Origin of the sequence: Brevundimonas naejangsanensis DSM 23858, assembly GCF_000421705.1 — a bacterium.
GTDB lineage: Bacteria > Pseudomonadota > Alphaproteobacteria > Caulobacterales > Caulobacteraceae > Brevundimonas > Brevundimonas naejangsanensis.
The window spans coordinates 1,444,452-1,466,622 of record NZ_ATXN01000002.1; the positions used below are offsets into that span (position 1 = coordinate 1,444,452).

Annotated in this window: 28 protein-coding genes; 10 read left to right on the plus strand and 18 right to left on the minus strand. The window is 66.7% G+C overall.

Features of this window, described 5'->3' with window-relative positions; genetic code table 11:
• Positions 1-92 precede the first annotated feature (92 nt).
• From H556_RS0107250 to rplS, 3 genes are all read left to right on the plus strand, one after another.
• Positions 93-1,931, plus strand: a complete 1,839-nt coding sequence (locus H556_RS0107250) for a DUF885 domain-containing protein (RefSeq protein ID WP_024353810.1) — start codon at positions 93-95, stop codon at positions 1,929-1,931.
• Positions 1,932-2,102: 171 nt separating this feature from the next.
• Positions 2,103-2,828 (plus strand): tRNA (guanosine(37)-N1)-methyltransferase TrmD, encoded by a 726-nt coding sequence (gene trmD / locus H556_RS0107255; protein ID WP_024353811.1) that lies wholly within the window; start codon positions 2,103-2,105, stop codon positions 2,826-2,828.
• A 1-nt stretch (position 2,829) separates the two neighbouring features.
• Positions 2,830-3,246 (plus strand): 50S ribosomal protein L19, encoded by a 417-nt coding sequence (rplS, locus tag H556_RS0107260; protein ID WP_024353812.1) that lies wholly within the window; start codon positions 2,830-2,832, stop codon positions 3,244-3,246.
• Positions 3,247-3,359: 113 nt separating this feature from the next.
• Here the strand turns inward: rplS and H556_RS0107265 are convergent, their stop codons facing one another.
• From H556_RS0107265 to H556_RS0107285, 5 genes are all read right to left on the minus strand, one after another.
• Positions 3,360-3,851, minus strand: coding sequence for a PA2169 family four-helix-bundle protein (locus tag H556_RS0107265; protein ID WP_024353813.1), 492 nt, complete (start codon positions 3,849-3,851; stop codon positions 3,360-3,362).
• Between the two features lie 70 nt (positions 3,852-3,921).
• Positions 3,922-4,779 carry a tryptophan 2,3-dioxygenase gene (locus H556_RS0107270; protein ID WP_024353814.1) on the minus strand — a complete coding sequence of 286 codons (858 nt, stop codon included), beginning with the start codon at positions 4,777-4,779 and terminating at the stop codon, positions 3,922-3,924.
• A gap of 66 nt (positions 4,780-4,845) precedes the next feature.
• The gene (locus tag H556_RS0107275) at positions 4,846-5,376 is read right to left on the minus strand and encodes a CHAP domain-containing protein (RefSeq protein ID WP_024353815.1); all 531 of its coding nucleotides are present in this window, start codon (positions 5,374-5,376) and stop codon (positions 4,846-4,848) included.
• 32 nt (positions 5,377-5,408) lie between these two features.
• Positions 5,409-6,542: an acyltransferase family protein gene (locus tag H556_RS0107280; protein WP_024353816.1), complete on the minus strand. Its 1,134-nt coding sequence runs from the start codon at positions 6,540-6,542 to the stop codon at positions 5,409-5,411.
• Positions 6,543-6,624: 82 nt separating this feature from the next.
• On the minus strand, positions 6,625-7,089 hold the full coding sequence (locus H556_RS0107285; RefSeq protein ID WP_029673314.1) for a COG3650 family protein: 465 nt from the start codon (positions 7,087-7,089) through the stop codon (positions 6,625-6,627).
• Between the two features lie 97 nt (positions 7,090-7,186).
• Here H556_RS0107285 and H556_RS0107290 point away from each other — a divergent pair, with 97 nt between their 5' ends.
• Complete coding sequence (locus H556_RS0107290) at positions 7,187-8,347, plus strand: DNA cytosine methyltransferase (RefSeq protein ID WP_024353818.1); 1,161 nt, start codon at positions 7,187-7,189, stop codon at positions 8,345-8,347.
• 4 nt (positions 8,348-8,351) lie between these two features.
• Here H556_RS0107290 and H556_RS0107295 read toward each other — a convergent pair whose 3' ends face one another.
• The 4 genes from H556_RS0107295 to H556_RS0107310 form a co-directional block, all read right to left on the minus strand.
• Positions 8,352-8,660 (minus strand): hypothetical protein, encoded by a 309-nt coding sequence (locus H556_RS0107295; protein WP_024353819.1) that lies wholly within the window; start codon positions 8,658-8,660, stop codon positions 8,352-8,354.
• Between the two features lie 8 nt (positions 8,661-8,668).
• Positions 8,669-9,028 (minus strand): YdbL family probable chaperone protein, encoded by a 360-nt coding sequence (locus tag H556_RS0107300; RefSeq protein WP_024353820.1) that lies wholly within the window; start codon positions 9,026-9,028, stop codon positions 8,669-8,671.
• Positions 9,029-9,047: 19 nt separating this feature from the next.
• On the minus strand, positions 9,048-9,236 hold the full coding sequence (locus H556_RS0107305) for a YnbE family lipoprotein (RefSeq protein ID WP_003166838.1): 189 nt from the start codon (positions 9,234-9,236) through the stop codon (positions 9,048-9,050).
• 88 nt (positions 9,237-9,324) lie between these two features.
• A complete protein-coding gene (locus H556_RS0107310) occupies positions 9,325-12,450 on the minus strand; it encodes an intermembrane phospholipid transport protein YdbH family protein (RefSeq protein ID WP_029673317.1) in 3,126 nt (1,041 codons plus the stop codon).
• Between the two features lie 401 nt (positions 12,451-12,851).
• Between H556_RS0107310 and H556_RS0107315 the strand changes: the two genes are divergently transcribed.
• Positions 12,852-14,207: a M23 family metallopeptidase gene (locus tag H556_RS0107315; protein ID WP_024353822.1), complete on the plus strand. Its 1,356-nt coding sequence runs from the start codon at positions 12,852-12,854 to the stop codon at positions 14,205-14,207.
• A gap of 21 nt (positions 14,208-14,228) precedes the next feature.
• On the opposite strand, the gene H556_RS0107320 is transcribed toward H556_RS0107315, so the two are convergent.
• Positions 14,229-15,911 carry a TadG family pilus assembly protein gene (locus H556_RS0107320; protein ID WP_024353823.1) on the minus strand — a complete coding sequence of 561 codons (1,683 nt, stop codon included), beginning with the start codon at positions 15,909-15,911 and terminating at the stop codon, positions 14,229-14,231.
• Position 15,912: 1 nt separating this feature from the next.
• Positions 15,913-16,332, minus strand: coding sequence for a TadE/TadG family type IV pilus assembly protein (locus H556_RS0107325; protein WP_024353824.1), 420 nt, complete (start codon positions 16,330-16,332; stop codon positions 15,913-15,915).
• A gap of 352 nt (positions 16,333-16,684) precedes the next feature.
• On the opposite strand from H556_RS0107325, the gene H556_RS16285 reads away from it, so the two are divergent.
• From H556_RS16285 to H556_RS0107355, 5 genes are all read left to right on the plus strand, one after another.
• Positions 16,685-16,846 carry a hypothetical protein gene (locus H556_RS16285; RefSeq protein WP_155802420.1) on the plus strand — a complete coding sequence of 54 codons (162 nt, stop codon included), beginning with the start codon at positions 16,685-16,687 and terminating at the stop codon, positions 16,844-16,846.
• A complete protein-coding gene (locus H556_RS0107335; protein WP_024353825.1) occupies positions 16,843-17,022 on the plus strand; it encodes a hypothetical protein in 180 nt (59 codons plus the stop codon). The genes H556_RS16285 and H556_RS0107335 overlap by 4 nt, the downstream gene beginning before the upstream one ends.
• Positions 17,023-17,343: 321 nt before the next feature.
• Entirely contained in the window at positions 17,344-17,616 is a 273-nt protein-coding gene (locus tag H556_RS0107345) for a hypothetical protein (RefSeq protein WP_024353827.1), read from the plus strand.
• A 122-nt stretch (positions 17,617-17,738) separates the two neighbouring features.
• On the plus strand, positions 17,739-17,912 hold the full coding sequence (locus H556_RS0107350) for a hypothetical protein (protein ID WP_155802421.1): 174 nt from the start codon (positions 17,739-17,741) through the stop codon (positions 17,910-17,912).
• A gap of 121 nt (positions 17,913-18,033) precedes the next feature.
• Positions 18,034-18,279, plus strand: a complete 246-nt coding sequence (locus tag H556_RS0107355) for a hypothetical protein (protein ID WP_155802422.1) — start codon at positions 18,034-18,036, stop codon at positions 18,277-18,279.
• A gap of 69 nt (positions 18,280-18,348) precedes the next feature.
• Here H556_RS0107355 and H556_RS0107360 read toward each other — a convergent pair whose 3' ends face one another.
• The 7 genes from H556_RS0107360 to H556_RS0107390 form a co-directional block, all read right to left on the minus strand.
• On the minus strand, positions 18,349-18,846 hold the full coding sequence (locus tag H556_RS0107360; protein ID WP_024353830.1) for a YciE/YciF ferroxidase family protein: 498 nt from the start codon (positions 18,844-18,846) through the stop codon (positions 18,349-18,351).
• A 246-nt stretch (positions 18,847-19,092) separates the two neighbouring features.
• Positions 19,093-19,302, minus strand: a complete 210-nt coding sequence (locus tag H556_RS0107365; protein WP_024353831.1) for a cold-shock protein — start codon at positions 19,300-19,302, stop codon at positions 19,093-19,095.
• 316 nt (positions 19,303-19,618) lie between these two features.
• Positions 19,619-19,849, minus strand: coding sequence for a hypothetical protein (locus H556_RS0107370; protein ID WP_155802423.1), 231 nt, complete (start codon positions 19,847-19,849; stop codon positions 19,619-19,621).
• Positions 19,821-20,183 carry a hypothetical protein gene (locus tag H556_RS15840; protein WP_051130220.1) on the minus strand — a complete coding sequence of 121 codons (363 nt, stop codon included), beginning with the start codon at positions 20,181-20,183 and terminating at the stop codon, positions 19,821-19,823. The genes H556_RS0107370 and H556_RS15840 overlap by 29 nt, the downstream gene beginning before the upstream one ends.
• Positions 20,180-20,773, minus strand: a complete 594-nt coding sequence (locus H556_RS0107375; RefSeq protein WP_024353833.1) for a glycoside hydrolase family 19 protein — start codon at positions 20,771-20,773, stop codon at positions 20,180-20,182. Before H556_RS0107375 ends, H556_RS15840 begins: the two co-directional genes overlap by 4 nt.
• A gap of 717 nt (positions 20,774-21,490) precedes the next feature.
• Complete coding sequence (locus H556_RS0107385; RefSeq protein WP_024353834.1) at positions 21,491-21,778, minus strand: hypothetical protein; 288 nt, start codon at positions 21,776-21,778, stop codon at positions 21,491-21,493.
• Positions 21,775-22,171, minus strand: a 397-nt coding sequence (locus tag H556_RS0107390) for a hypothetical protein (protein ID WP_211216101.1), incomplete at its 5' end; no start/stop codon positions are given. The genes H556_RS0107385 and H556_RS0107390, both read right to left, overlap by 4 nt.

The window sequence follows — 22,171 nt, forward strand, 5'->3', positions numbered from 1 at the left end:
TCCCGGCGGGAGAGGGCGATGCCTTAGCCGCTTGCGTCCCGCCACGCTTCGCGAAAGAGTGCGCCCCTTATTGTACCGAGGGGGTCTTTCTCATGCGTCGTCTTCTGATTTCATCCGCCGCCGTGCTGGCGCTCTGCGCCGCCGCGCCCGCCGCCATGGCCGAAGGAGCGGCGCCCGCCGCTGCCGCCGCCCAGGCCCAAAGCGAGGACGCGCGGCTCAACGCCTTCTTCGAACAGGCCTTCGAGGCGCGCGTGGCGCTGAGCCCCCAGCGCATGACCTCGCTGGGCCGCAAGACGGACTACGACAAGCTGGACGACGTCTCCGACGCCGCCGCCGAACGCTCGCTGGCGCTTCAGGAAGCCCAGCTGGCCCAGATGAAGGCCCAGTTCGATCCGACCAAGCTGAGCGAGCAGAGCCGCCTGTCCTGGCGCCTGTTCGAGCACGGCGTGCAGCAGGCGCGCCTGTCGAACCAGTGGCGCGACTGGGGCTTCCAGTTCGCCGCCAACGGCAACCCGACCACCAGCCTGCCGGTCTTCCTGATCAACAACCACCGCATCGCAAGCGTGTCTGACGCCGAGGCCTATGTCGCCCGCCTGAACGCCGCCGAACGCTACATGGGCCAGGTCGCCGACACCCTGAGCGCACGCGCCGGCAAGGGCGTGGTCTCGCCCCGCTTCGTCTTCGAGCCCTCGATCGACAACACCCGCGCGGTGATCGCCGGAGCGCCGTTCGACGGCGGCGACGACAACCCGGTCTGGGCCGACTTCCAGAAGAAGATCGCCGCCCTCGACGCCGATCAGGCGACCAAGGACCGCCTGCTGGCCTCGGCCCGCGAAGCCCTGACCGGCCCCTACAAGCGCGGCTTCGACACGGTGCTGACGGCGCTCGGCCAGGTGCAGACGAAGGCCGACAGCGACGCGGGCGTGTGGCGCCTGCCCAACGGCGAGGCCTATTACAACGCGCGCCTGCAGCTCTCGACCACCACCGACCTGACCGCCGACCAGATCCACCAGATCGGCCTGGACGAGGTCGCCCGCATCCAGCGCGACATGGAGACGATCAAGACCCAGGTCGGCTTCACCGGCACGCTGCAGGACTTCTTCGCCTTCCTGAAGACGGACCCGCAGTTCCAGTATCCGAACACGCCCGAGGGCAAGGAAGCCTATCTGACCGACGCCCGCGCCTTCGTGGCCCAGGTCATGGCCGTGGCGCCGCAGTGGTTCTCCAACCTGCCCAAGGCCCCTCTGGAGGTCCGTGCGGTCGAACCGTTCCGTGAGGCGACGGCGTCGATCGCCTTCTACAACTCGCCCGCGCCGGACGGCTCGCGCCCGGGCATCTACTACGTCAACCTGTCGGACATGACCCAGGTGCTGAAGCCCCAGATCGAGGGCATCAGCTATCACGAGGGCGCGCCGGGCCACCACTTCCAGATCGCCTATGCGCAGGAGATGGAGCACCTGCCCAGCTTCCGCCGCTTCGGGGGCTACGGCGCCTATTCCGAAGGCTGGGGCCTGTATGCCGAGCGCCTGGGCAAGGAGATGGGCTTCTATCAGGACCCCTATTCCGACTTCGGCCGCCTCTCGACCGAGCTGTGGCGCGCGGTGCGTCTGGTGACCGACACCGGCCTGCACGCCAAGCGCTGGAGCCGTGAACAGGCGATGGACTATTTCCGTCACAACTCCCTGCTGTCGGAGCGCGACATCCAGAAGGAGGTCGAGCGCTACATCACCAACCCGGGCCAGGCGACCAGCTACAAGATCGGCGAGTTGAAGATCGAGGAACTGCGCGCAAAAGCCGAGGCGGCGCTGGGCGACCGCTTCGACATCAAGGACTTCCACACCGTCGTCCTGGGTTCGGGCGCCGTGCCGCTGGACGTGCTGGGCGACCTGGTCGACGCCTGGATCGCCAAGGGCGGCGGCCACCCGGCCTAAGTCTTCCTTCTCCCCGCCGGGGGAGAAGGTGGGCGCCGGAGGAGTTCGGATGAGGGGGAGGTTTCAGCGCACGGACGGCTGACGTCTCGCCTTCATCCGCCCGCCCCCTCATCCGTCATGCTGACGCATGACACCTTCTCCCTCGGGGGGAGAAGGGCTAGGAGGCTGCCCATGCCCTTTACCGCCACCGTCCTGACCATGTTCCCCGAGGCCTTTCCCGGACCGCTGGGGGTGTCGCTGATCGGCACCGCCTGGCGCGAGAAGGGGCTGTGGGACCTGCAGACGCTGGACATTCGCGCGTTTTCCGAAGATAAGCGCGGCTTCCTGGACGACACCCCTGCGGGTGGCGGTCCCGGTCAGGTGCTTAAAGCGGACGTGGTGGCCAGGGCTCTCGACAGCCTGGAAGGCCCATCTCGGCCGCTTTTGTACATGAGCGCACGCGGCAGGCCCCTGACGCAGGCGCGGGTTACGGAATGGGCCAAGGCCGACGGCATCGTCGTCCTGTGCGGCCGTTTCGAGGGGGTGGACCAGCGGGTGCTCGACGCCCGGGGGTTCGAGGAGGTCTCCGTCGGGGACGCGGTGCTCGCCGGCGGCGAGGCGGCGGCCATGGTGGCGATCGAGGCGTGCGTCCGGTTGGTTCCGGGGGTTCTGGGTGCGGCGGAAAGCCTGTCCACCGAGAGCTTCGAGGACGACCTGCTTGAGCATCCGCAGTACACGCGACCGCGGACGTTCGAGGGCCACGACATCCCGGAAGTCCTGTTGTCAGGCGATCACAAGAAGATCGCCCAATGGCGTCAGGAACAAAGGGAAAGAACGACGCGGGAGCGGCGCCCGGATCTCTGGGAGCGGCATCTCGCCAACTTACAGGTAAAGAGCAAACAAGCTCCGGAGAAATAACATGAACATCGTCCAGCAACTTGCTGCCGAAGAAAAAGCCCGCCTGCTCGAAGGCAAGACCATCCCCGAATTCCAGCCGGGCGACACCCTGCGCGTCAACGTGCGCATCAAGGAAGGCGAGCGCGAACGCATCCAGGCGTTCGAAGGCGTCTGCATCGCCCGTGACGGCGGCGGCGTGAACGAGACCTTCACGGTCCGCAAGATTTCGTTCGGTGAAGGCGTGGAGCGCCGCTTCCCGATCCTGTCGCCGAACGTCGACTCCATCGAAGTGAAGCGTCGCGGCGTCGTCCGTCGCGCCAAGCTGTATTACCTGCGCGACCGTCGCGGCAAGTCGGCCCGGATCGCCGAGCGCCAGACGGCCCGCAAGGTCGCCGTCCCGGCCGCCGGCACGACCGAGAAGGCCGGCGACGAGGCCTGATTTCAGGCTTCGACTTCGCGCTGAAGATCAAAAGCCCCGGTGGAAACGCCGGGGCTTTTTAGTGCGCTACCGCTCGCCGCGCGGCGGCTCGCTGCTTGAGCGGGTTGAGTGCGCTACCGCTCGCCGCGCGGCGGCTCGCTGCTTGAGCGCGCTCTGTCGCCCGCGAGACTGTGTTTCAGCGCGCTGAGTTGATCATATCCTGCGCAGACTTCGCCATAGGCGCGGCGGATGCTCTCCTTGGTCGTAGCCGACAGGGCCTCGTCCGCCAGCGCCCGCTCGAACCGGCTTTTCAACTGATCCTCGCCGTTTTCGACCGTATCGATCATGGAGACCTCGCTGCGCAGCAGGGCGTGGCTGATATCGCTGAAGGCGCGCTGGGCCTTGGCCAGGATGGAGCCGTCCTCATCGGACGAACCGCCGCGCTCTCGCACCGCCGCCTTGAGCTCTTCGGCCAGACGGCGACGCTCGGACGCCCGCGCCTCGAACCAGTGGCGATAGGCGCCGTCAGCTGTTTCGACCGCAGCTTCATGATAGCCGTCGGCGCTGTCGATCAGCCCCTCGATCAGACTGTTGAGGACCTTGATGTCGTGACTGTTGCCGCTCATCGGAAACCTCCTTGGCCGTTTCACAGGTTCAATCCCTGCCAGCAGCGAAGGTTGCCGATCTGCCCGCGCTCTACAGCTTGGTGCGCAGCGACCAGAGTTCAGGGAAGCAGCGGCGCTTCAGCGTCTCGACCAGATAGCCCACGCCATCGGTGCCCCCCGTGCCCTGACGACGGCCGATGATGCGCTCGACCGTGACCACATGCTTGTGCCGCCAGGTCAGCAGGGCGTCGTCCAGATCGACCAGCTTCTCGGCCAGTTGGTACAGGGGCCACCAGCGCTCGGTGTCGCGATACACCTCCAGCCAGGCGGCCTCGACGCCCTCGTCGGCCTCATAGGACTGGCTGACGTCGCGGTTCAGCACGGCGTCGGGCACCGGCAGGCCCGCGCGGGCCAGCTGACGCAGGGCGTCGTCATAGAGGCTGGGCGATTCCAGCGCCGCCTTCAGCGTCGCATGGGCGTCGGGGCGTTCGACGTGGAAGCGCAGGAACCGAGGGTCCTTCAGACCCAGCATGGTCTCCAGACGGCGGAACTGATCGCTCTGGAAGCCCGAGCTGGCGCCCAGGTCGCCGCGGAACTTCAGGTAATCGGCGGGCGTCATGGTGGCCAGGATGTCCCAGCTCTGGGTCATCACCGACTGGATGCGGCTGACGCGGGCCAGACTCTTGTAGGCGGGCACCAGATCGCCGGCGCGCACCAGCGTCTGCGCCAGCGCCACCTCGTGCAGGATCTGCTTGAGCCACAGTTCCTTGGTCTGGTGGATGATGACGAAGAGCATCTCGTCATGCTGGTCGGAGCGCGGCTTCTGGGCGGACAGGATGTCGTCAAGCGCCAGATAGCCGGCGTAGGTCACACCCTGCGGCTCGTGCTTGGCCGTGTCGATGGCCCGATCCCGAATATTGGGTCCGCGAATGTCGTTTGCGTCGGTCATGAACCAGCTATCGCCCGATCAGCCGGGCGGGGCCAGACCCTTTTTCGACGCGGCCGCGACCTGGGCTTAGTTGGCCGCGCGGTCGTCGGCGATGGCGTTGGCGGCCATCTGGCGGCCGTTGGCGAAGGCGTCGCGGGCGCCATTATAGATGAAGCCGTAGGTCGGATAGACGGTGCTGCCCAGATCGTTGATCGGGTTGTACCAGACCTTCACCCGGCTCCAGTCGCCAGAGGAGGAGACGTCGACGACGGTGACGTTTTCCTCAACCTTGCCGCGGCTGCCGCCCCAGTTGGCGTGGGTGACGCGGATCACCCGGTCGGTCAGGACGTCGGAGACGACGGCGACGTGGCCGGCGCTCATCCGGCCGTGGGGCTGGAACACCAGGACCGAGCCGGTCTCAGGGGCATTGCCGGTGCGGAACTTGCTGACGGCCTGACGCCACCAGGTCCAGGCGTCGCCGAAAATCTGAATCCCCGAGAACATGCGCGCGAAGGTCACGCACTGCCAGTAGGGGTCGCCGGCCTGGGCCGGGGTGGTGCTGAAGGCGAAGAAGCCAAGGGTCGCCGCAAGGGCGGCGGCTGTGAGCCGTTTCATCATCTGGCGTGCTCCCGACTGAACGCGGACAAGCCTTAGACGATAGGGTCAGAATGTTGAAGAACTGTTTCCGACTGTTTCCCCCGTCGATCCACAGATGATCGACGCCGTTTCGCCCATCCGCGCAGGAAACTGCGGGCCGGGCGCTCGATCAGCCGATGAACAATCGCAGCGGCGACGATCAGTCCGGCGATGATCGCCAGCCACAACACCAAGGGAAGCTGCTTGTCTTCAGCGCCGGTCAGACGGGCGACGACATTGACCGCCAGTATCTGCCACGGGGCGCACAACATATAGACGGCGTAACTGATCTCGCCGAGATAGACGGCAGGCGCCGATCCCAGCAGGCCCGCCTTGTCTGCGGGAATGCTGGCCAGGGCGAGGATCAGCAGACCGCCCGACAGGACGGTGATCCCGTCCCAGCTCAACAGGGCGGCGCTGAGCGCCATCACGACCGCAGCCGCCGCAGCCAGCAGGCCCGCGCGCGGCAGGGGCGCCCGACGATAGACCAGATAAAGGGCGCAGCCATAGGCGAAGCAGGGCACGATCCGAAGCGCCCCCCATTTGAACGTCGCCTCGGTCAGGCGATAACCCGCGACGCGCTCGAAGCCGACATAGAGCGCCGCCAGAAACAGGGCGGCCGCCCCCGTCGCCACCCACGGCCGGTCACGCAGCTTCCATGCGGCGGCGGCGAAGAGGGGGAAGGTCAGATAGGCGAACCACTCGGCCGAAATCGACCAGGACGGATGGTTCCAGCCCGCCTCGCCGGCGAAGCCCCAGGCGTGGAGCATCAACAGATTGGGCAGAAGGGTCTTCCAGCTGAGGATGCCGGAATCGATCGCCATCCCCGCCGCCGTCGCCGCCAGCCCCAGGGCCATGACGCCGAACAGGGTGAACAGGTGCAGCGGATAGATCCGCGCGATGCGCGCCCACAGGAAGCCCCTGTAGCCGAACCGCTTCTCACCGAAGGCCTGCAGGTAGACGTGGCTGAGGATGAAGCCCGACAGGACGAAGAAGAGTTCGACCCCCAGATAACCCTTGGCCGCCAGGGCGGGCATGCCGCCGACCGCCAGATTGGGCCACATCAGATAGACCACGACCCACAGGGCCGCGAGAAACCTGAGCGAAGTCAGGGGACGGATGTCGATCGGCGTCGCTAAGGGCGTCATGGGACCATCCTGGCCGGTGAACCGACCGGGGACAGCCCGGCCGCGCTGAGGGGATCAGTGCAAGCCCGGCGCCAGCTTGACCTTACTCGACGCGGCCGCTTTCACCCGCTCGCTCGATCGCGGCCGTGGCGGCGGCGCAGCCGGTCAGGGTCTCGCCTCCGATCTCGACCTTGGCGGTCAGGGGATAGGTCCGGTCGCTCATGCCGTCCGAACAGTCGGTCGCCGTCAGGGTGACAGTCAGATCGGCGCCCGCTTCAGTCTTCGTCGTCCAGCTGACGAGGTTGCCCTGAAGCGTCGGGCCGGGGTTGGCGGCCTTCTGCTCCGGCCGGTCGACGCCGGAATAGATCAGGCCCTGCGGCGTGATCTCCACGGCCCAGAAGGGCTCGGTTCCCAGCACGCGCACCGGCTGGTCCAGATCGACGCCTGCCAGGGCGCGGGGCTCGGCCTTGGCGGCTTCCGGCGCCTTTTGGGCAGGCTGGGAGCAGGCGGCGAGGACCAGCGACAGGGCGGCGGCGGAGAAGGCGGCAGGCAGGAATGCGGCGCGCATGGGCGATCCTTTCTGAGGTTCGCCCGCCAAGGTCAGGGTTTGGCGCCGCCCCGTCAAGACAGGCGCCAAAGCGGCGCGCCTGGGTTAATGTGGCGTCATGCCGATTCGTCCCGCACCAGCCACAGATGCAGGCGCCGCCCTCACGGCCTGCGAGTTCTTTGCGGGCGGCGGGCTGGCGGGGCTGGGGCTGCATCTGGGCGGCGTCGGTTTCCGCACTGTTCTGGCCAATGACATCGACGCAGCCAAGGCTCGCGCTTTTCGCGCCAACCACCCGGACACGCCGCTGATCCACGACGATATCTGGACGGTGACGCCCGATCAGGTTCCCGGCGCGCCGGACCTGTACTGGGCCTCCTCGCCGTGTCAGGACGTCAGCCTGGCGGGCGCCCGCGGCGGGCTGAAGGCGCAGCGGTCGGGCGCCTTCTGGGGCTTCTGGAAGCTGATGCAGGGGCTGGACGCCGAGGGTCGGGCGCCGCGCCTCATCGTGCTGGAAAACGTGGTCGGCCTGCTGACCTCGGGCGAGGGACAGGACTTCGCCGCCGTATGCGGGGCGATGGTCGAGGCCGGTTACACGGTCGGGGCGCTGGAGTTGGACGCGGAACTGTGGCTGCCCCAGTCGCGGCCGCGCCTGTTCATCATCGCCATGCGGGCGGTCGAGGGGCCGCGCCTGAAAGGCCCCGCCCTGCCCTTCCACTCGCCGCGCCTGACCGCCGCCTGGGCGCGGCTGCCGGCGCCCCTGAAGGCGAACTGGGCCTGGTGGCGGCTGGACACGCCGCCGCGCCGCAACCTCGATCTGGCGGCGGTGCTTGAGCCTGACGTTCCCTGTTTCGACGACGCGGAGGCGCAGTCCCTGCTGTCCATGCTGTCGCCGCTGCACCGGGCGCGGCTGGAGGCGATCCAGGCCTCGGGCGAGCGGCGCGTGGGCGCCGCCTTCCGCCGGGTGCGGACCAAGGACGGGCAGAAGCTGCAAAGGCTGGAGCTGCGCTTCGACGGGCTGGCGGGCTGTCTGCGCACGCCGTCGGGCGGATCGTCGCGACAGTATGTGGTCATCGTGGAAGACGGCCAGGTCGCCCTGCGCCGCCTGACCGGGCGCGAGGCGGCGCGGCTGATGGGGGTGGACGAGGCCTATCGCCTGCCCGCCAGCGAAAGCGCGGCGCTGAAGCTGATGGGCGACGCCGTGGCCGTGCCCGTCGTCGCGGCCCTGACGCGCGGCCTGTTCCTGCCCGCCCTGACCGACAGCGCCGAAGCCGCAGCCTGAACCGTCAGTAATAGAGGTCTTCGTCCTTGCGGTCCTCGGAGCCTTCGATGCCGGGGTCCAGATGGTTGTCGACCCGATCGTCCCAGCCGTCGCGATCCGAGCGGAAGGCCAGGGCCATCAACCCCCAGGCCAGGCCGACCGTGCCCAGCACGCCCAACCCCATGGCGATCCAGCCGTGCAGGCTCATCTCCCCGCCGCCGATCAGACGCCAATAGGCCGCCAGCCCAAGCGTGCTGACGGCCGAGATGGCGACGGCGAGAACCAGCGACCGCAGAAGCCGGAACAGCCGCCCGCCTCTGGAGGTCTTTGTCATGGCTCAGCTCAGCGCTGGACCCACTGGCCCTGGGCGTTCTTGTACCATTGGCCCGAGCTGATGCGCGGCAGCAACTGGGTCTCGAACATCCGGGCCCCGGCCACTTCGGCCGTGGTGCCGGCGTCGGCGGCGCTGCGGGCGTAGGCCTGGCGACGACCGGCGTTGGTGGCGCTGATGGCGGCCTGGGTGTCGCCGTCGACCGAGGTGCGCACGCCGACATAGCCGTCGGCCTGCTCGCCCGCCGAGCCTGCGGCCTTGGCCTGATCGACCAGAGCCTTCTGCGAGGCGGTCTGGGCCACGGCGGCGCCGGCGGCGACGCCCAGGGCGGCCACAGCGGCCACGGCGACGAAGAGTTTGCGATTAGTCATGTCAAAGCCCCCTTTCGTATCAGAACAGGTTGGGGTTTTCGCGGAGCAGGTTCTGCAGTTCCTGGTCCAGCTTGATGCGGATATCGGCGTCGAGCTTGGCGTAGATTTGCAGCGGCTCGCTGAACTTGATGTTCACCGTAGGCGCGCATGCGGCCAGGCTGACGGCGCTGAGGCCGAGCGCAGCGACGATCTGACGCTTGCTGATCATGAGGCCGATCTCCGAAGGCGGCGTTGGAAGTCACCGCCATATAACGCTGCGGCGAGTGAACGGGTTCTGAACAAAGCGGAGCCGCCGATCAAGGCTGCTCATCCGTCGTCAGCACGGGCGTTTCGCCGCGCCGGGCGTATTCAAGCAGGTCCGAGACGATCTGATTGGCGTTCCACGTCGTGTCCAGCGCCAGGTCGATCGGCGTATCGGACGGCAGATTCAGCTTCTTGTTCATGAAGTCGCGGCGGATCAGCTCCATGAAGGTCAGGCGAAGTTGTTCGCGCTCGGGCGGATCGTGGCGGCCGTTGATGCGGAAGCGGACGCCCAGACGCCCCTCGTCCAGACTGTTGACCTCGGCGGTCAGGTCGCTGATCGCCAGGTCCTGCATGGCCTGATAGGCCAGATCCTGCATGGTGTTGGGCGGCAGATCGGCAGAGTTCGCGCCTCCACCCGCGCCGAGATCGTCGAACACCTCCGGCTGGATCGATAGGCGGCCGGGCCGCACCCCGTTCAGCACGCCGCCGACGATGCGCCAGCCCGCCTTGGGGTCATAGGTGAAGGGCAGACGGCCGGACACCACGGCGTCCAGTTCCGCCTTGTCCTGAAGATTGGCGCTCTTCAGCAGCTCGTTCAGTTGCACGCCCTCGACCACGATCACCCCGCCCCAGCCCTCGCCGGGCGTCAGCGGCAGGGACAGGGGCTCGACGCTGATGCGCCCGCCCGCCGCCTGAATCCGCCCGCCGCCGATGGTCAGGGCCTTTTCGTCCAGACCGAACGTCAGCTGGAAATCGGTCAGCGGCGTCACCGTCTGCACGCGGTCGACGGTCAGCTTCTGATCCGGCGCGGTGATCAGGGGCGTCAGACTGGTGAACTCCACCCGCCCTTTCAGACCCTGAACCTTGCCCGCCGGGCTGGTGAAATCCAGATCCGGCACGGTCAGAACGCCCGAACTGGTCGCCCCCTCGGCAGTCCAGTCGAACCGCCCCTCAAACCCGGCCGAGCCCTCGACCGGCGACTTCACATAGTCGGCGACCAGCGGGCTGAGGTCGTCGGGCTGAAGCCCATGCTCGGTGAAGATCAGATTGGGCGCGGAAATCGCCGCCCCGCCCGCCTGCAGGCGCCCGTCGTGGCGCAGGTCGATGCGGCCGACTTCATGGTCCAGTCGACTGAGATCGAAGCCGGCGGTCCAAACCTCATCGGCGAGCAGCGCCTCGCCCTTGGCCTGAAGCGGAAGGAAGCGGGCCGGATCGGCGATGTCCGACGCCTGGGCCTTGGAGATCGCGGCCCGCATCGACAGCCCCCTGGCGGCGCCGTCGACGGCCAGAGAGCCTTCCGCTTCGGAAAACCGCATCTCAAGAAACGGCGCCGTCGCCGCTACATCGGCCAGACGCGCCCGCGCGCGCCAGGCGCCGCCCTGGGCCGTGATCAGCGGCTCGTCGGCAGGGCATACCCGGCCCGAGATCGCCTCGACCGAGTTCTCGCCCAAATCCAGCTTGCCGACCGTCAATGGGATGCAGTCGTCGGCCGTATAGGTCAGCCGCCCGCCCGACGAAGCCAGTTCGCCCTGGGTGCTGAAGGCGATGTCGCGCGCCGGGCCGAAGTCCAGTCCCGCCTGCCCCTTGAGGCGCGCCTCAAAGCCGCCGCGCGTCAGACGCCACTCGATCCCTTCAAAGCGGGCTTCCGGCAGGCCGCCGCCGCGCGTGGAGGTCAGGCTCAGCGCCCCGCCCCCATTTGCCCCCTCGCCCGAGGCGAACAGGGGCTTGCGGTGGGCCTCCAGCCGCACCTCGCCGCCGTTGGCCGGGCGCGCCGTGATCGGCTGCGGCAGGCTCAGCTCCAGTCCGGCGTTGTCGCTGGCCAGGCGGATGCGCGGAGCGTTCAGGGCGAAGTCGCCCAGGGCGCGCTTCAACTCGGCCATTTCCGGCAGGTCGTCCGCCGTCGGCGCGCCCATAGAGGTCACGGCGGCATGATCGACCTTGAGCGCGCCCTGAACATCGATGCGGGTCACGGCGTCGCGCACGATATCCACATCCAGCGCGCCGTTGGCGCTACGCAGGTTGAAGTCCTTGGCGCGCACGGAGCGCGCCTGAAGCGTCACTGGGCCCTGCACCTCCAGCGCATCGCCGTGGCCGCCCGCGCGCAGGCTGGCCGAGGTCAGGTCCAGCCCCTCCAGCCGCGTGTCGCCCGCCCGGCCCGAACCGGCGCTGAGGCGCGCAGGCGTCGTCAGCCGCCACTGCGCTTGCCCCGCATCGACGCCGCCGGACACCGACAGATCGGCGTCCGTCAGACGAAGGTCCAACGCGTTCGCCTGTAGCCCCTCGCCGGCGACAGCGGCCGCCGTGGCCGTCGCCTGCCCCTTGCCCGTCAGCTCGTATTTGTTGAGCCAGCCCGCGACCTGACCGTCGAAACTGACGTCAGCGCCAAGCGCGCGCGCCCGGATCCCGGCCCCGCTCGCCGCATCGGCCGAGAACCGGCCGGTCAGGGCGATGCGCCCGTCGCCGCGCCGCGTCTTCATGTCCGGATAAGGCAGGTCGCCTTTCAGATGCAGGACCGCGCCCTCGCCGCTAGCCTGATCCCCAGTTGCAAACCGTTCCGCCTGAAGATCAAGCGCGATCGCCAGCCGATCGCCGGTCGTCGTCGCCTCAACCACGCCGCCCAGACCGCGCGCCTCGATCCCGCCGCTCTTGAGCGAGGCCGCAGGCATACGGCCCGACAGACGCATCAGCTTGCCGTTGTCGATGCGCGCGTCGGCCAGCAGATTAACCGGCCCGTATTCCGTGTCGATGCGCGCCTGACCGCTTTCGACGATGACGAGGGGCGCGCGCGAATCCGGCTTGGGCGGCTTGCCGGTAAACTCTTCGACCAGAGGGTCCAGACTGCCCAGAGACAGCTTGCCGTCCTTCCACGCCGCGCGGACGATCGGCCGCACCAGCCGCACCCGGCTGGGGGTCACGCCCAGCCCGGCTTTCGACCAGGGCAGGCCCACGGCGTAATCGACCTCGACCCGCTCGACCTTGAAATCTGGATTATTGGGATCGCCGATGGAGATCCTGCCGACGAAGCCGTTGACCTCCAACCGCTCGACCTCGACGTCGGCGTCGATGCCCTTGCGCTCCAGCCAGCCGACCAGCAGTTCGCGCGCCGCCGCCCGGCGGTTCAGATAAAGCGCCGCCGCCAGCACCAGAATCACCATCAGGGCGACCCCGGTGCCCTTCATCAGGGCCCGCATAGGGGAAGGCTTGCGAGGTCGCTCGCGCGGCGAGGAAGGATCGGCGTCTTCGGTCAAGGTCGCGGGACGATCATCATCTAACGGTTGAAGGCGACAACGCCACAAAATGCGCCACGATGACAGTCGTTGCCTTGCGACAACTATACCGTGTCATCATCGCCACTACACGACGATCAGACCCTAAAAATGGCGAAGATTCACGACAAGACCGCAGCGAACGTCGAAATACTTCATCAATCCCCCGCCAAGTTAACCGAATGTAACCTGACCGCTTCCCAACATGGATCAGGCGGGCTATACGGCTCGCTTCACTGTCGGTCGGGGACGTCCGGCGTGACCTAATTTCGACTGGTCTGGCGCAGCACGCGTCGTCGATTCGCCGGGGACCCATGGCTCAGTTCGATCCTCGCCGCCAGCCTGTTCGGCTCGCGCCGCACCTGCTGACCACCTGCGCCGCCGTCGGCATCGCCCTGCTTGCGGGTCGAGGGTTTGAACAGGTGAAGGCCGAGGAGGTTCCCCCTCTGACGGCGGAACAGATCGAATTCCTGGAAGCCCAGGCCTACGCCGCCGCCGCCGCTCCGGCCGGCATGACCACCCCCGAAGCCATTCCCGTGCAGATTCGTCGCGGCGAGACGTTCGAACAGGCCGTGCGCCGCACCGGCGTCGGCGCCGAAGAAGCCCGCGCCGTGGCCGACACCGTCGCCAGCGCCTTCGACCTCAAGGACCTGCGCGCCGGCCTGCGTTTTGAAACCGCCGTGTCCAAGCCGCGCGGCGGCATGGGCGACGCCCGCCTGATCGGCCTGACCATGCGCACCGGCCCGGCCAGCCAGCTGACCGTGTCGCGCAGCTTCGACGGCGCGCTTCGCCTGCGCTCGCTCGACGAGAAGGTGACCGAGGAAACCGTCGTCGCCAACGACAAGGTTCAGCGCTCCCTGTCCGCCAGCGCCCGCGAACTGGGCGCCACCTCGGCCGTGGTGCGCCGCGCCAGCCAGCTGTTCGCCCACAAGTTCGACATGCAGCGCGACGTGCGCGCCGCCGATGAATTCACCCTCGTCTTCGACCGCAAGGTCACCGAATCGGGCCGCACCGTCGAGACCGGCGAACTCCTCTATGCCGAGCTGAAGGGCCACGCCTTCTATCGCTTCCAGCCCGCCGGCTCGAAGACGGCTCAGTATTTCGACGCCACCGGCAAGAATACGCGCACCGCCATGATGCGCACGCCGCTGCAGAACTTCCGCCGTGTCAGCTCCAACTTCGGCGTCCGCACCCACCCGATCTCGGGCTATCGCAAGATGCACCAGGGGATGGACTTCGCCGCATCGACCGGCACCCCGGTCGTGGCCCCCGCCGACGGCGTGGTGGTCGAGGCTCGGCGCTGGGGCGGCTACGGCAACTGGCTGCGCATCCGCCACGCCAACGGTCTGGAAAGCGGCTACGGCCACCTGTCGCGCTACGCCTCGGGCATGCGCGCGGGCCAGCGCGTGACCCAGGGCCAGGTCGTCGCCTATGTCGGCTCGACCGGCGCCTCGACCGGACCGCACCTGCACTATGAAATCTGGCGCAACGGCCAGCGGATCAATCCCTCGGGCATCAAGACCCAGGAAGGCACCGTCCTGGCGGGCGCCGATCTGAACGCCTTCCGCGCCGAGAAGGCCCGCATCGACCGCATCATCGCCGCCGGCGGCCAGCGCCGCCCCGCCGCCGTGCAACAGGCCGCCACCGGCCTGCGTCCCGCCGAAGGCTGATCGCAGGGCGACAGTCGCGCCTCAACCGACCAGTTGCGGCGCGCCTTCCTGATTCGGACACCGCACGCCGTGGACCCACAGGTCCGCCTCGCCCAGACGCACGCCCAGAAGCTCCAACAGGGGCTGAACCACCCCGTCCAGAACGGGGCCTAGCGGCGTCAACAGCCCCCGGACGGTCCCCAACAGTTCGCTGACCGGCAAACTGATCAGTCCTCCCAGCAACTCGACCTTCAGGTCCAGTTTCGTCAGCAGGCTCACGATCACCCCCTGGCCGAACTGTTTCGAGCCCACCGTCCTGGGTTCGCCCGCGCCGATATCGGCAGCGGTGAAGCGGACCTGGCGCCAATCAGGGTCGGCCGCCTCTATGTCCGCCCGGCCGGTCACATTCGCCACCTTGATGCCGAGCAGCCCCAGGACCGACACCAGAGGCGCAGGCGTGACGTTCAGTTTCGACTTGAACTCCCGCAGTTTGGTCTTGTCGACGGCGCCGATCGCCGCCCGCGCCACGCCCGGCTTGACCTCCAGCGTTACGCCGGGCCCGGGGCCGCAGTCGATCTGCTTCAGCCGCGCCTCCGCGCTCGCCGCTTCGATCAGGACAGGAAGTTTGATCGCGGTGAGATCCGACAGGGCCTTGGCGGTCGTCGCCTCAAGATAAAGCCGCGTCTGCACCGTGCGGATGATCGGCTCGCCCTTGCTGGTCACCGTCAGCCAAGGCGACCGGTTCGGTCGCTCGCCGATGGCCAGCATGACATCCAGGTCGGCGATGCCGAGCCGCGCGCCCACATCCAGCGCCAACTGGCGTTCCTTGTTCGCCGTTTGCAGGGTCGCCATCAGCAGGTCAAAGACAGACAGCTGGGCGTTCAACCGCTCACGCAATCCCTGACGGGCGTCGGCCTCCACGCCGATCAGGTCGCCGAGCTTCAAACGGGCGTCCGCGGGTGCGCCCGTCAACTTGCTCAGCGCGCTGCTGGGCCCCGAGCCTGCAATCCGCTCCAGCACGCGCAGGACACGCCCCGTCTCGACCTCTTGCTTCAGCAGGGCGTCATAGTCCCCCGCCGTCACCCCCAGGTCCGCCGCCAGCGCGTCCGAGAACTGCAACAGGCTGACCTGGGCGTCGAGCAGGCTTCTGTAATCCATCAGGGTCAGCGACACGCGGCCTCCCAAGAGGCCCGACAACAGACTGTTGGCCAGCCCCCCGTCAACCGACCCCAGCCGCGACCCGATCGAGAACATGGCTGTCGGCGCGCCGCCGGGCCGCGCGGCCGTAGCCTGTTTGGTGACCGACACCGCATCACGCCCCAGAACGACGCGGCCAAAGAACAAGGGGGCGGGCGCCGTCGCCGTCACCTGCGCCGCGTTGACCTGCCCTGCGGCCGCGACGAACCTCTGCGACGGCTTCAGCCTGGGGTCCGGCGTATAGACGCCAGTCTGCACGCTCAGGGTCGCGATATCCGCCAGATTGGCCCGCGCCGTCGCCTCCGCCGCCGCTTCGGCGTGCTGAAGCGAGCCCGCGGCGGCCAGCGCCGACAGATCGACTGCGCCTTGCAACTCCCGCCCCTTCAGGACCACCATTCCCACATCGACCGCCAGGGCGGCGCTGACGCAGATCAGCGCGCCGGCGGCCGCCGACATGATCGTCACCCCGCCGCGCCGGTTTCGTCCCAGACGGGCGATCAGATTGCGTACAGTCTTCGAACCAGCCATTTCAGACCTCATTGATCTGAATGACGGCGGCGCGACGGATGACCTTGGGCGGCGACACCGTCAGCGGGGCCAGAGCCATCAGAGGGTGATGACCGGCGTCATAGGCCACCACGACGCGGAAAAACCGGCCGTCAACGCTGGTCTCGACGGTGGCGTCCGCGCCCCTCAATCCCAGGTTGCGCAGATGTCCCGCGACCCCATCACGGGCCAACTGCTCCCGTTCGACTGCATCTAGCCCCGCGACCGCCGCGCGCGCGCCCTCCGACACCGCCGCCTGAACAGAATGGGCCATCCACAACCAGCCGCCGTAGACGATCATGCCGACGACCAGCAGCAGGAAGAAGGGACCGACGATAGCGAACTCGATCGCCGCCGCGCCTCTACGCCTGCCCGCTACACCAGAACCACACGCCTTCTGCATCGTCGCGCTCCTGACTGAGCAGCGATCATGCGAAACACAACTTAAGGGAGAATGTAGGCGCTGAACAACTCACGCGCCCTACCGCTGCGTCGGAGCTCTGCGTGCTGGAGAAAGCGCTGGCGAAGTGTTGGAGCGGGTAGCGAGAATCGAACTCGCGACATTCAGCTTGGGAAGCTCCAAGGGTCTTCGAGAAATCAACGCACTAACCCCCAACCGGGGCGATTTAGACCTATTTGTTTTCAATGGGTTACGGCGGTTTTCCCAACTGAAAGCGGGCGTCCGGCAGCCCACTTGTTCTTATTTCGTTCTCGTGTAGGAGTCCGCCTCGGGTCGGTGCTTGAGGAGGACGAAGATGGAAACGAAACCCCTTGGCCCCGATGAGGCCTTCGCTCGCGATCTGGAGAAGCTGGACCGCGATCTGGAACAGCGCGAGCGCGCTGACACCCCTACCCCGACAGTCGATCTGGTCGCCGGGCTCGTTGCCGGCATGCGTCTGGTGGGGCGGCCGCAATGAACGAGCGGGACAAGGAGTTGGCCGCGCTGGTGCTGCGTCTGACCGGCTTGGACCTGACGACGGCGGACGGCCGGGCTGGGGCCGGGTGCATCCTGCGCGAGATCGAGTCGAAAGCCCCTGGGGCTTTGGCCCGGCTGCGCAGAGCCTGCACGACGCGGGGCGCGACGGCGCACTAAGACATGCCTCGCGAGTACGACGACACGGTCGCGGTGGATGACATCGCGCCTTGCGACCAGATGGAACTGGTATGCGCCTGCGGGCACAAGGTGGGCCCGGCGTGGGCTCTGTGGCCGAAGCAGGCCAGGCGCACGCCGATTAAGGACCTGCGGCCGTCGCTCAGGTGCCGATCCTGCGGCCTGCGAGGCCCAGGCGTGAAGATCAGCAGCTACGCCGGCGGCGGCGCCGGGATGCGTGTTATCTGGCGCTGGCCGCGTGACTGACCATGGGTATGAACCCCGGCTCCAACAACTCGACGCGACTCAGCTACACCGTCCGCCATGACGCCAGACCAACTGAACGACGCCCTCGACGCCATGGCCGCAGCCGCCGGCGATGACGCCAACCTTCTGCCCGGCCTGATCACGGTCGAGAGCGGTCACTGGGTGAATGTGCTGTCAGCCGTTCGGGCGACATGCTCGGCGTTGCACGACGGCCTGCGGCATCGGGACATCGTCATCCACGTCGGATCCCAGCAGGAAACGAAGGTGCTGACGCGGGCTGAAGCCGGAGAGCGCGGCGCGCCCTATCGCGATCTGGCGCCTCGTAGCTGACGCAGGGAACCCAGCACCGCTTCACGACCTTTAAGCGACCTGCTCAGGAGGTCGTTATGGTCGTCAGTTCACGCGCCACCCTGCGCGATCAGGCCGGGGTGAAACTCGTTCGGATAGAGCGCTTGGCCAAGCAGCAGCGCGAGATTTCCTTTCGGCTGTCGTCGCATCGAGACGGCAGTAAGCGCCTGATCATGGATGAGGCCGAGGCGCATCGTGCTTTCGCGCGCGAAGTCGCCGCGTCTCTTCAGGACCCGGTCGTCCTTGGCCTAATCGAGCGCGGGGTCCTCCAGAACTAAACGCGACGCCCCTTGAAGCTCTGCCAGCGCTGACCAAATAGCGCTCGCTTCAACCTTCACTGGAGATGCTTCGATGCGAACTATCGTAGTGGAACCCTTTGGAGACGTCTGGTCCGTCCGCGTGAACGACACCGAGCCACAACTATTCACGCGCGGGCGGGAGGCTGAGAGCGCCGCCAAAAAGATCGCGGAGACGCTGGCCGCAGCGGGGGATCACGTCGAGCTTCATTTGTATTTGCGCGACGGCCAGCTCGCCGCGCGCTTCGTGTGCCTTCCGCCGATTTCCGAGGAGGATGGCCCCCTATTGGTGGGCGGCAGCTTGCTCGCGCGACCGGCTCAGAAACGCGGCGCCGACGTTCCCGCATAAACGAATAACGCCCCGCCACCCGGTGAGGGCGACGGGGCGTACAGCGGAGCCTGAGGGGCATTGTCGCCCTTATGCTGCAGAGAGCGCCTCGGCGTTGACGGCGGCATCGGCGATGCTCGTCAAATCTTCGTCCGTCTGCGACTCTTCCTGCAGCGTCTCATCCAGAAGAGCGGCGGCGTCCTTGAGGTCCAGTACAAGCGCCCATCGTTTCAGCGTGCCGTACCGTGTGATTTCGTAATGCTCTACCGCTTGGGCCGCAGCTAGAAGGCCGGCATCAAGGGCGGGCGTGCCCTTATATTCCTCCATGATCTCATCCCCCTCAGCGAGGATGCCCTCGATGGCGTCGCACGTCTTTCCGCGTGGGGCTTTGCCGATGATCTCAAACACCTGCTGCAGGCGCTCGATCTGGCCTTCAGTCTGATCTTTGTGTTTCTCGAAGGCGGCTTTCAACTCCGGCGACTGCGCGGCGCGAGCCATCTTCGGCAACGACTTCAGGATTTTACGCTCGGCGTAATAGATGTCCCTGAGGGTATCGTGAAAGAGGTTGTCGAGGGTCTTGTCAGCCATTTGGTCCTCCTGGTTGGCGGGAGGAAAAGGGCCTCTTTAGAACCTTGTTCCATATGCTCACGCTGACGGGACCTAAACCCCCGCCTTTTAAGCCGCGATATACCAGAGCGATCGATGCTGATGGCGCTGCTAATCATTGCAGTGGCGGGGCTGATTTAAGCCAGCCTGAGGCAGCATTAATCAGCAAAAAAGCCCGCCCTCCGAAGAGAGCGGGCCTCGATAGCGCCGATGAACCGGTGCTTTCGCTTATGCGGCCTGCAGTTGGCCAGCCGACGTCTTGCCGGAGCGCTGGTCGCGCTCGAGCTCATAAGAAAGCGCTTGGCCCTCGTTCAGACCGCTGAGACCCGCGCGCTCGACCGCCGAAACGTGAACGAACACGTCGCCGCCGCCAGCGTCAGGGGCGATGAAACCGAAACCCTTGGTAGGGTTGAACCATTTAACAATACCAGTAGCCATTTCCATGACCTCCGAAAAAAGGTTGCCCCGAGGAAATGTCCTGAGGGCTGTCGGGTCTAAGGAAACGGAAAATCTCGATGCGTCGCAAGGAAATAGGGCGTTACGCAGAGATATCGACGTCCAGAGGATGAACGATCGCGTCCGAACATGCAAGCGCCAGCATTGATTATTTTATCGCCTCGTTGAAATGCATGTCTTTTCCGATCATCATCTTGCGGTCCTTGCATTCTGTGCGAGTAACCCCATCTAAGCTTCGAGCCTCGGCTCATTAGGCCCGTCTGAGTCCCAATGTGGCAGACGGGTTTTCTTATGCCCGTCAGCCAGGCCTGGGCGACAGTTCAGGCGGCGGCGGGCAACTCAACCCCTTCATGCCGTTGTCGGCCGCCCATCGGCATAGCCGCCCGACCGCATCCCAGCCGCGCTCGCCCCAGCCCTCAATGGCGATGTCATGGGCTATGCCCGCCGCATCGCTGCGCACCGCTTCAGGCGGCATGATCGGCTTGGCCTCAACGACCAGGTCAGCACTCGGCGGGTAGATCAACGTCACGCGTTCCCTGCTCGCGCAGCCGGTGGCAAGCAAGAGCGACGCGGCCAGCAGTGGGGCGAGCATCAGGGATCGCAGAGACAGCATCGGTTCGTTCCTTTTCCAGTCGGTTGTTGATCTTCAGGTCGGTCAGCCGGTCGGCGGCCGCGCGATCGTGCGATGCGGTGCCCGTGGCGCGCGCCTTGGCGTTGGCCGCCTCGACGGCGCGATCCTGTTTCGCCCGCTCCCGGCTGGGCGCCGTTGCGGCGCACCAGCCCATAACGAACAGCAGCAGAACGCAGACGGCGAAGACGGCCCAGGACGCCGGGCCGATGGCGCGGAGGAAGTCGCGGATCATAGGATCAGTTCCTTGGCCTGCGCAGTTCGACGGCGGCGATCCTCCAGCCCGTTTGTGCCGCCGTTGATGGCCTTGGTCAGGCCCAGCAGATCGTCAACGTCGGCCCTGGCGTTCAGCTTGCGATCTGACCAATAGACGCAGCCGACCCAAAGCCCGATCGAGGGATGCGCCGCGATGTCCGGGTGCCGCTCCAGATCGACGCCGATCTGCCGACCAACGCGGCGATAGTTCGCTCGACCGGTCAGTTGGATAGGGCCGCGGCCCTGATAGCGGCGACCGTCCCCCGGCTGGGTGTTGCCGAGATCCGCGCGCCCCTCGTAGCCCCTCTGCGCCTGTGTCGGCCCCCAAATCTCCTCCATGAAGCGGAAGCCGCCGCTCTCATGGCCGCACTGGCCCATGAAGTGCGCCAGGCGAAGACCGCTATCGAGGATGCCGTAGGAGCGGAAGTGGACGTTGGCCGCGAGGCCCAGTTCCTCCGCTATAGGCTTCTGCGCACCCATCCGCGCGAACAGCGCAGTCAGGGTTCCTGCACCGATGATGCCGTCAACGGACACGCCGAGGCGTCCTTGCAATCGACGTGCGTCGAGCATGGTGTCTCCAGTTCAGATTGTAAAAAATCCCCGCTCCCTTTATGTCAGAGAACGCGGGTCTCTTGGGAGGGGTAGGTGGAAACGGCAGTGATCCTGCGAGTACGGCGCGCCAGAGGGCCCGAGCCCCGCGTCTGGTACGAGTTCGCGCCTATCGTCCATGGCAGACCCAGACGGAGAGCCGATCACATGATGGCGTCGCCCGAAACAGCCGCCCTCCGCGCTCGAAAGTATGGATTTGAGCCTACCGATGACGTCCTCGATTATGACGTCGAGCAGGGCCGCATCATCACCAAATGATTTGGCTCTGCTTTGGAGGCGAAACATGCCGAGGCGGCGCCACAGAAGAACCGGACGGATCACAGAGGTGGTTTTGATCGCACTATGTGCGGCGATTTTCGGTGTGCTCTTGTGGATGGCCGTGGGCTGAATCCTTGCAAGCCACAAGCAACTATAACCAAGAGCGCTGCGTTCAGACTCGCCTGACAGGGGAGTTCAAAATGCTGCAGACACCGGTAATCCAGCGCGCCTTCGAGCTAGCTGACAGCGGACGATTCCGCATCCCGTCAGAAGTGCGACGAGCACTGGTCAGCGAGGGCTACACCCAGTCCGATGTGTTCGGGATCGAGGGGCGGGCCACCTGGCGCCAGCTACGTGAAAGGTGCGGGCGGGCTGTTGCCAACAGGTCCTTGGCTGTGGCGGGGATGGCGCCAGCTTAGGTCACCCCACCTCGGTCTTCGCCTTCGCGATCTCGACCTCAGCCGTCTGCTTGCCCGTCTTGGCCACTTCCCAGGCTTTGCCGATGTAGAGCGCGCCGACACCTGCGAAGACGCCGCCGATGAAGATGGCGCCGTCGTTCCCGTTCTCAACCCGATAGGCGATCACGATGGTGGCCCACGATGCGGCGAACGATGTTGCGATGATGGCGAACGGCCGAGCCAGATCGCCGATGAAGCTCTTGATGCGCTCAAGCCGGGTCGGGGGCGGCTGGATAGGGGTGTCCGTCATGCTCCGGCTCCGTTCTTGACGCTAATGCCTGCGATAAAGGCGGCGATGCCGGCCACCAGCCAGGGCGCGGTCTGACGCAGCCAGTCGACCAGGGCCTTGGCGCCCTTCTGCTGGTCGCGGGTCCCCTCCAGATCATCGATCCGCTTGAAGGCGGCGGACAGGCGATCGTTCAGGGCTTCGATCTGACGTTCGTACTCGCGCGCCTCCAGTTTGATGACCCGCTCGCGCACGTCATCGACCTTGGCGTTCATCCGCTCGACCTGACGGCCAAGCGCTGACACCGCGTCGGTCAGACCGCGCATGGCATGGATTTCGGCCATGCTGACGGCCTCCGGCTTGGTGACCGGAGTGATGATCTCGTCGCCTGCGGACATGCGGGCTCCTACGCGATGG

Excerpts from the sequence above, each read along its gene's own strand:
- H556_RS0107250 (WP_024353810.1), top strand. The coding sequence starts at position 93 with ATGCGTCGTCTTCTGATTTCATCCGCCGCCGTGCTGGCGCTCTGCGCC.
- trmD (WP_024353811.1), top strand. The coding sequence starts at position 2,103 with ATGCCCTTTACCGCCACCGTCCTGACCATGTTCCCCGAGGCCTTTCCC.
- rplS (WP_024353812.1), top strand. The coding sequence starts at position 2,830 with ATGAACATCGTCCAGCAACTTGCTGCCGAAGAAAAAGCCCGCCTGCTC.
- H556_RS0107265 (WP_024353813.1), bottom strand. The coding sequence starts at position 3,851 with ATGAGCGGCAACAGTCACGACATCAAGGTCCTCAACAGTCTGATCGAG.
- H556_RS0107270 (WP_024353814.1), bottom strand. The coding sequence starts at position 4,779 with ATGACCGACGCAAACGACATTCGCGGACCCAATATTCGGGATCGGGCC.
- H556_RS0107275 (WP_024353815.1), bottom strand. The coding sequence starts at position 5,376 with ATGATGAAACGGCTCACAGCCGCCGCCCTTGCGGCGACCCTTGGCTTC.
- H556_RS0107280 (WP_024353816.1), bottom strand. The coding sequence starts at position 6,542 with ATGACGCCCTTAGCGACGCCGATCGACATCCGTCCCCTGACTTCGCTC.
- H556_RS0107285 (WP_029673314.1), bottom strand. The coding sequence starts at position 7,089 with ATGCGCGCCGCATTCCTGCCTGCCGCCTTCTCCGCCGCCGCCCTGTCG.
- H556_RS0107290 (WP_024353818.1), top strand. The coding sequence starts at position 7,187 with ATGCCGATTCGTCCCGCACCAGCCACAGATGCAGGCGCCGCCCTCACG.
- H556_RS0107295 (WP_024353819.1), bottom strand. The coding sequence starts at position 8,660 with ATGACAAAGACCTCCAGAGGCGGGCGGCTGTTCCGGCTTCTGCGGTCG.
- H556_RS0107300 (WP_024353820.1), bottom strand. The coding sequence starts at position 9,028 with ATGACTAATCGCAAACTCTTCGTCGCCGTGGCCGCTGTGGCCGCCCTG.
- H556_RS0107305 (WP_003166838.1), bottom strand. The coding sequence starts at position 9,236 with ATGATCAGCAAGCGTCAGATCGTCGCTGCGCTCGGCCTCAGCGCCGTC.
- H556_RS0107310 (WP_029673317.1), bottom strand. The coding sequence starts at position 12,450 with ATGAAGGGCACCGGGGTCGCCCTGATGGTGATTCTGGTGCTGGCGGCG.
- H556_RS0107315 (WP_024353822.1), top strand. The coding sequence starts at position 12,852 with ATGGCTCAGTTCGATCCTCGCCGCCAGCCTGTTCGGCTCGCGCCGCAC.
- H556_RS0107320 (WP_024353823.1), bottom strand. The coding sequence starts at position 15,911 with ATGGCTGGTTCGAAGACTGTACGCAATCTGATCGCCCGTCTGGGACGA.
- H556_RS0107325 (WP_024353824.1), bottom strand. The coding sequence starts at position 16,332 with ATGCAGAAGGCGTGTGGTTCTGGTGTAGCGGGCAGGCGTAGAGGCGCG.
- H556_RS16285 (WP_155802420.1), top strand. The coding sequence starts at position 16,685 with ATGGAAACGAAACCCCTTGGCCCCGATGAGGCCTTCGCTCGCGATCTG.
- H556_RS0107335 (WP_024353825.1), top strand. The coding sequence starts at position 16,843 with ATGAACGAGCGGGACAAGGAGTTGGCCGCGCTGGTGCTGCGTCTGACC.
- H556_RS0107345 (WP_024353827.1), top strand. The coding sequence starts at position 17,344 with ATGACGCCAGACCAACTGAACGACGCCCTCGACGCCATGGCCGCAGCC.
- H556_RS0107360 (WP_024353830.1), bottom strand. The coding sequence starts at position 18,846 with ATGGCTGACAAGACCCTCGACAACCTCTTTCACGATACCCTCAGGGAC.
- H556_RS0107365 (WP_024353831.1), bottom strand. The coding sequence starts at position 19,302 with ATGGCTACTGGTATTGTTAAATGGTTCAACCCTACCAAGGGTTTCGGT.
- H556_RS15840 (WP_051130220.1), bottom strand. The coding sequence starts at position 20,183 with ATGATCCGCGACTTCCTCCGCGCCATCGGCCCGGCGTCCTGGGCCGTC.
- H556_RS0107375 (WP_024353833.1), bottom strand. The coding sequence starts at position 20,773 with ATGCTCGACGCACGTCGATTGCAAGGACGCCTCGGCGTGTCCGTTGAC.
- H556_RS0107385 (WP_024353834.1), bottom strand. The coding sequence starts at position 21,778 with ATGACGGACACCCCTATCCAGCCGCCCCCGACCCGGCTTGAGCGCATC.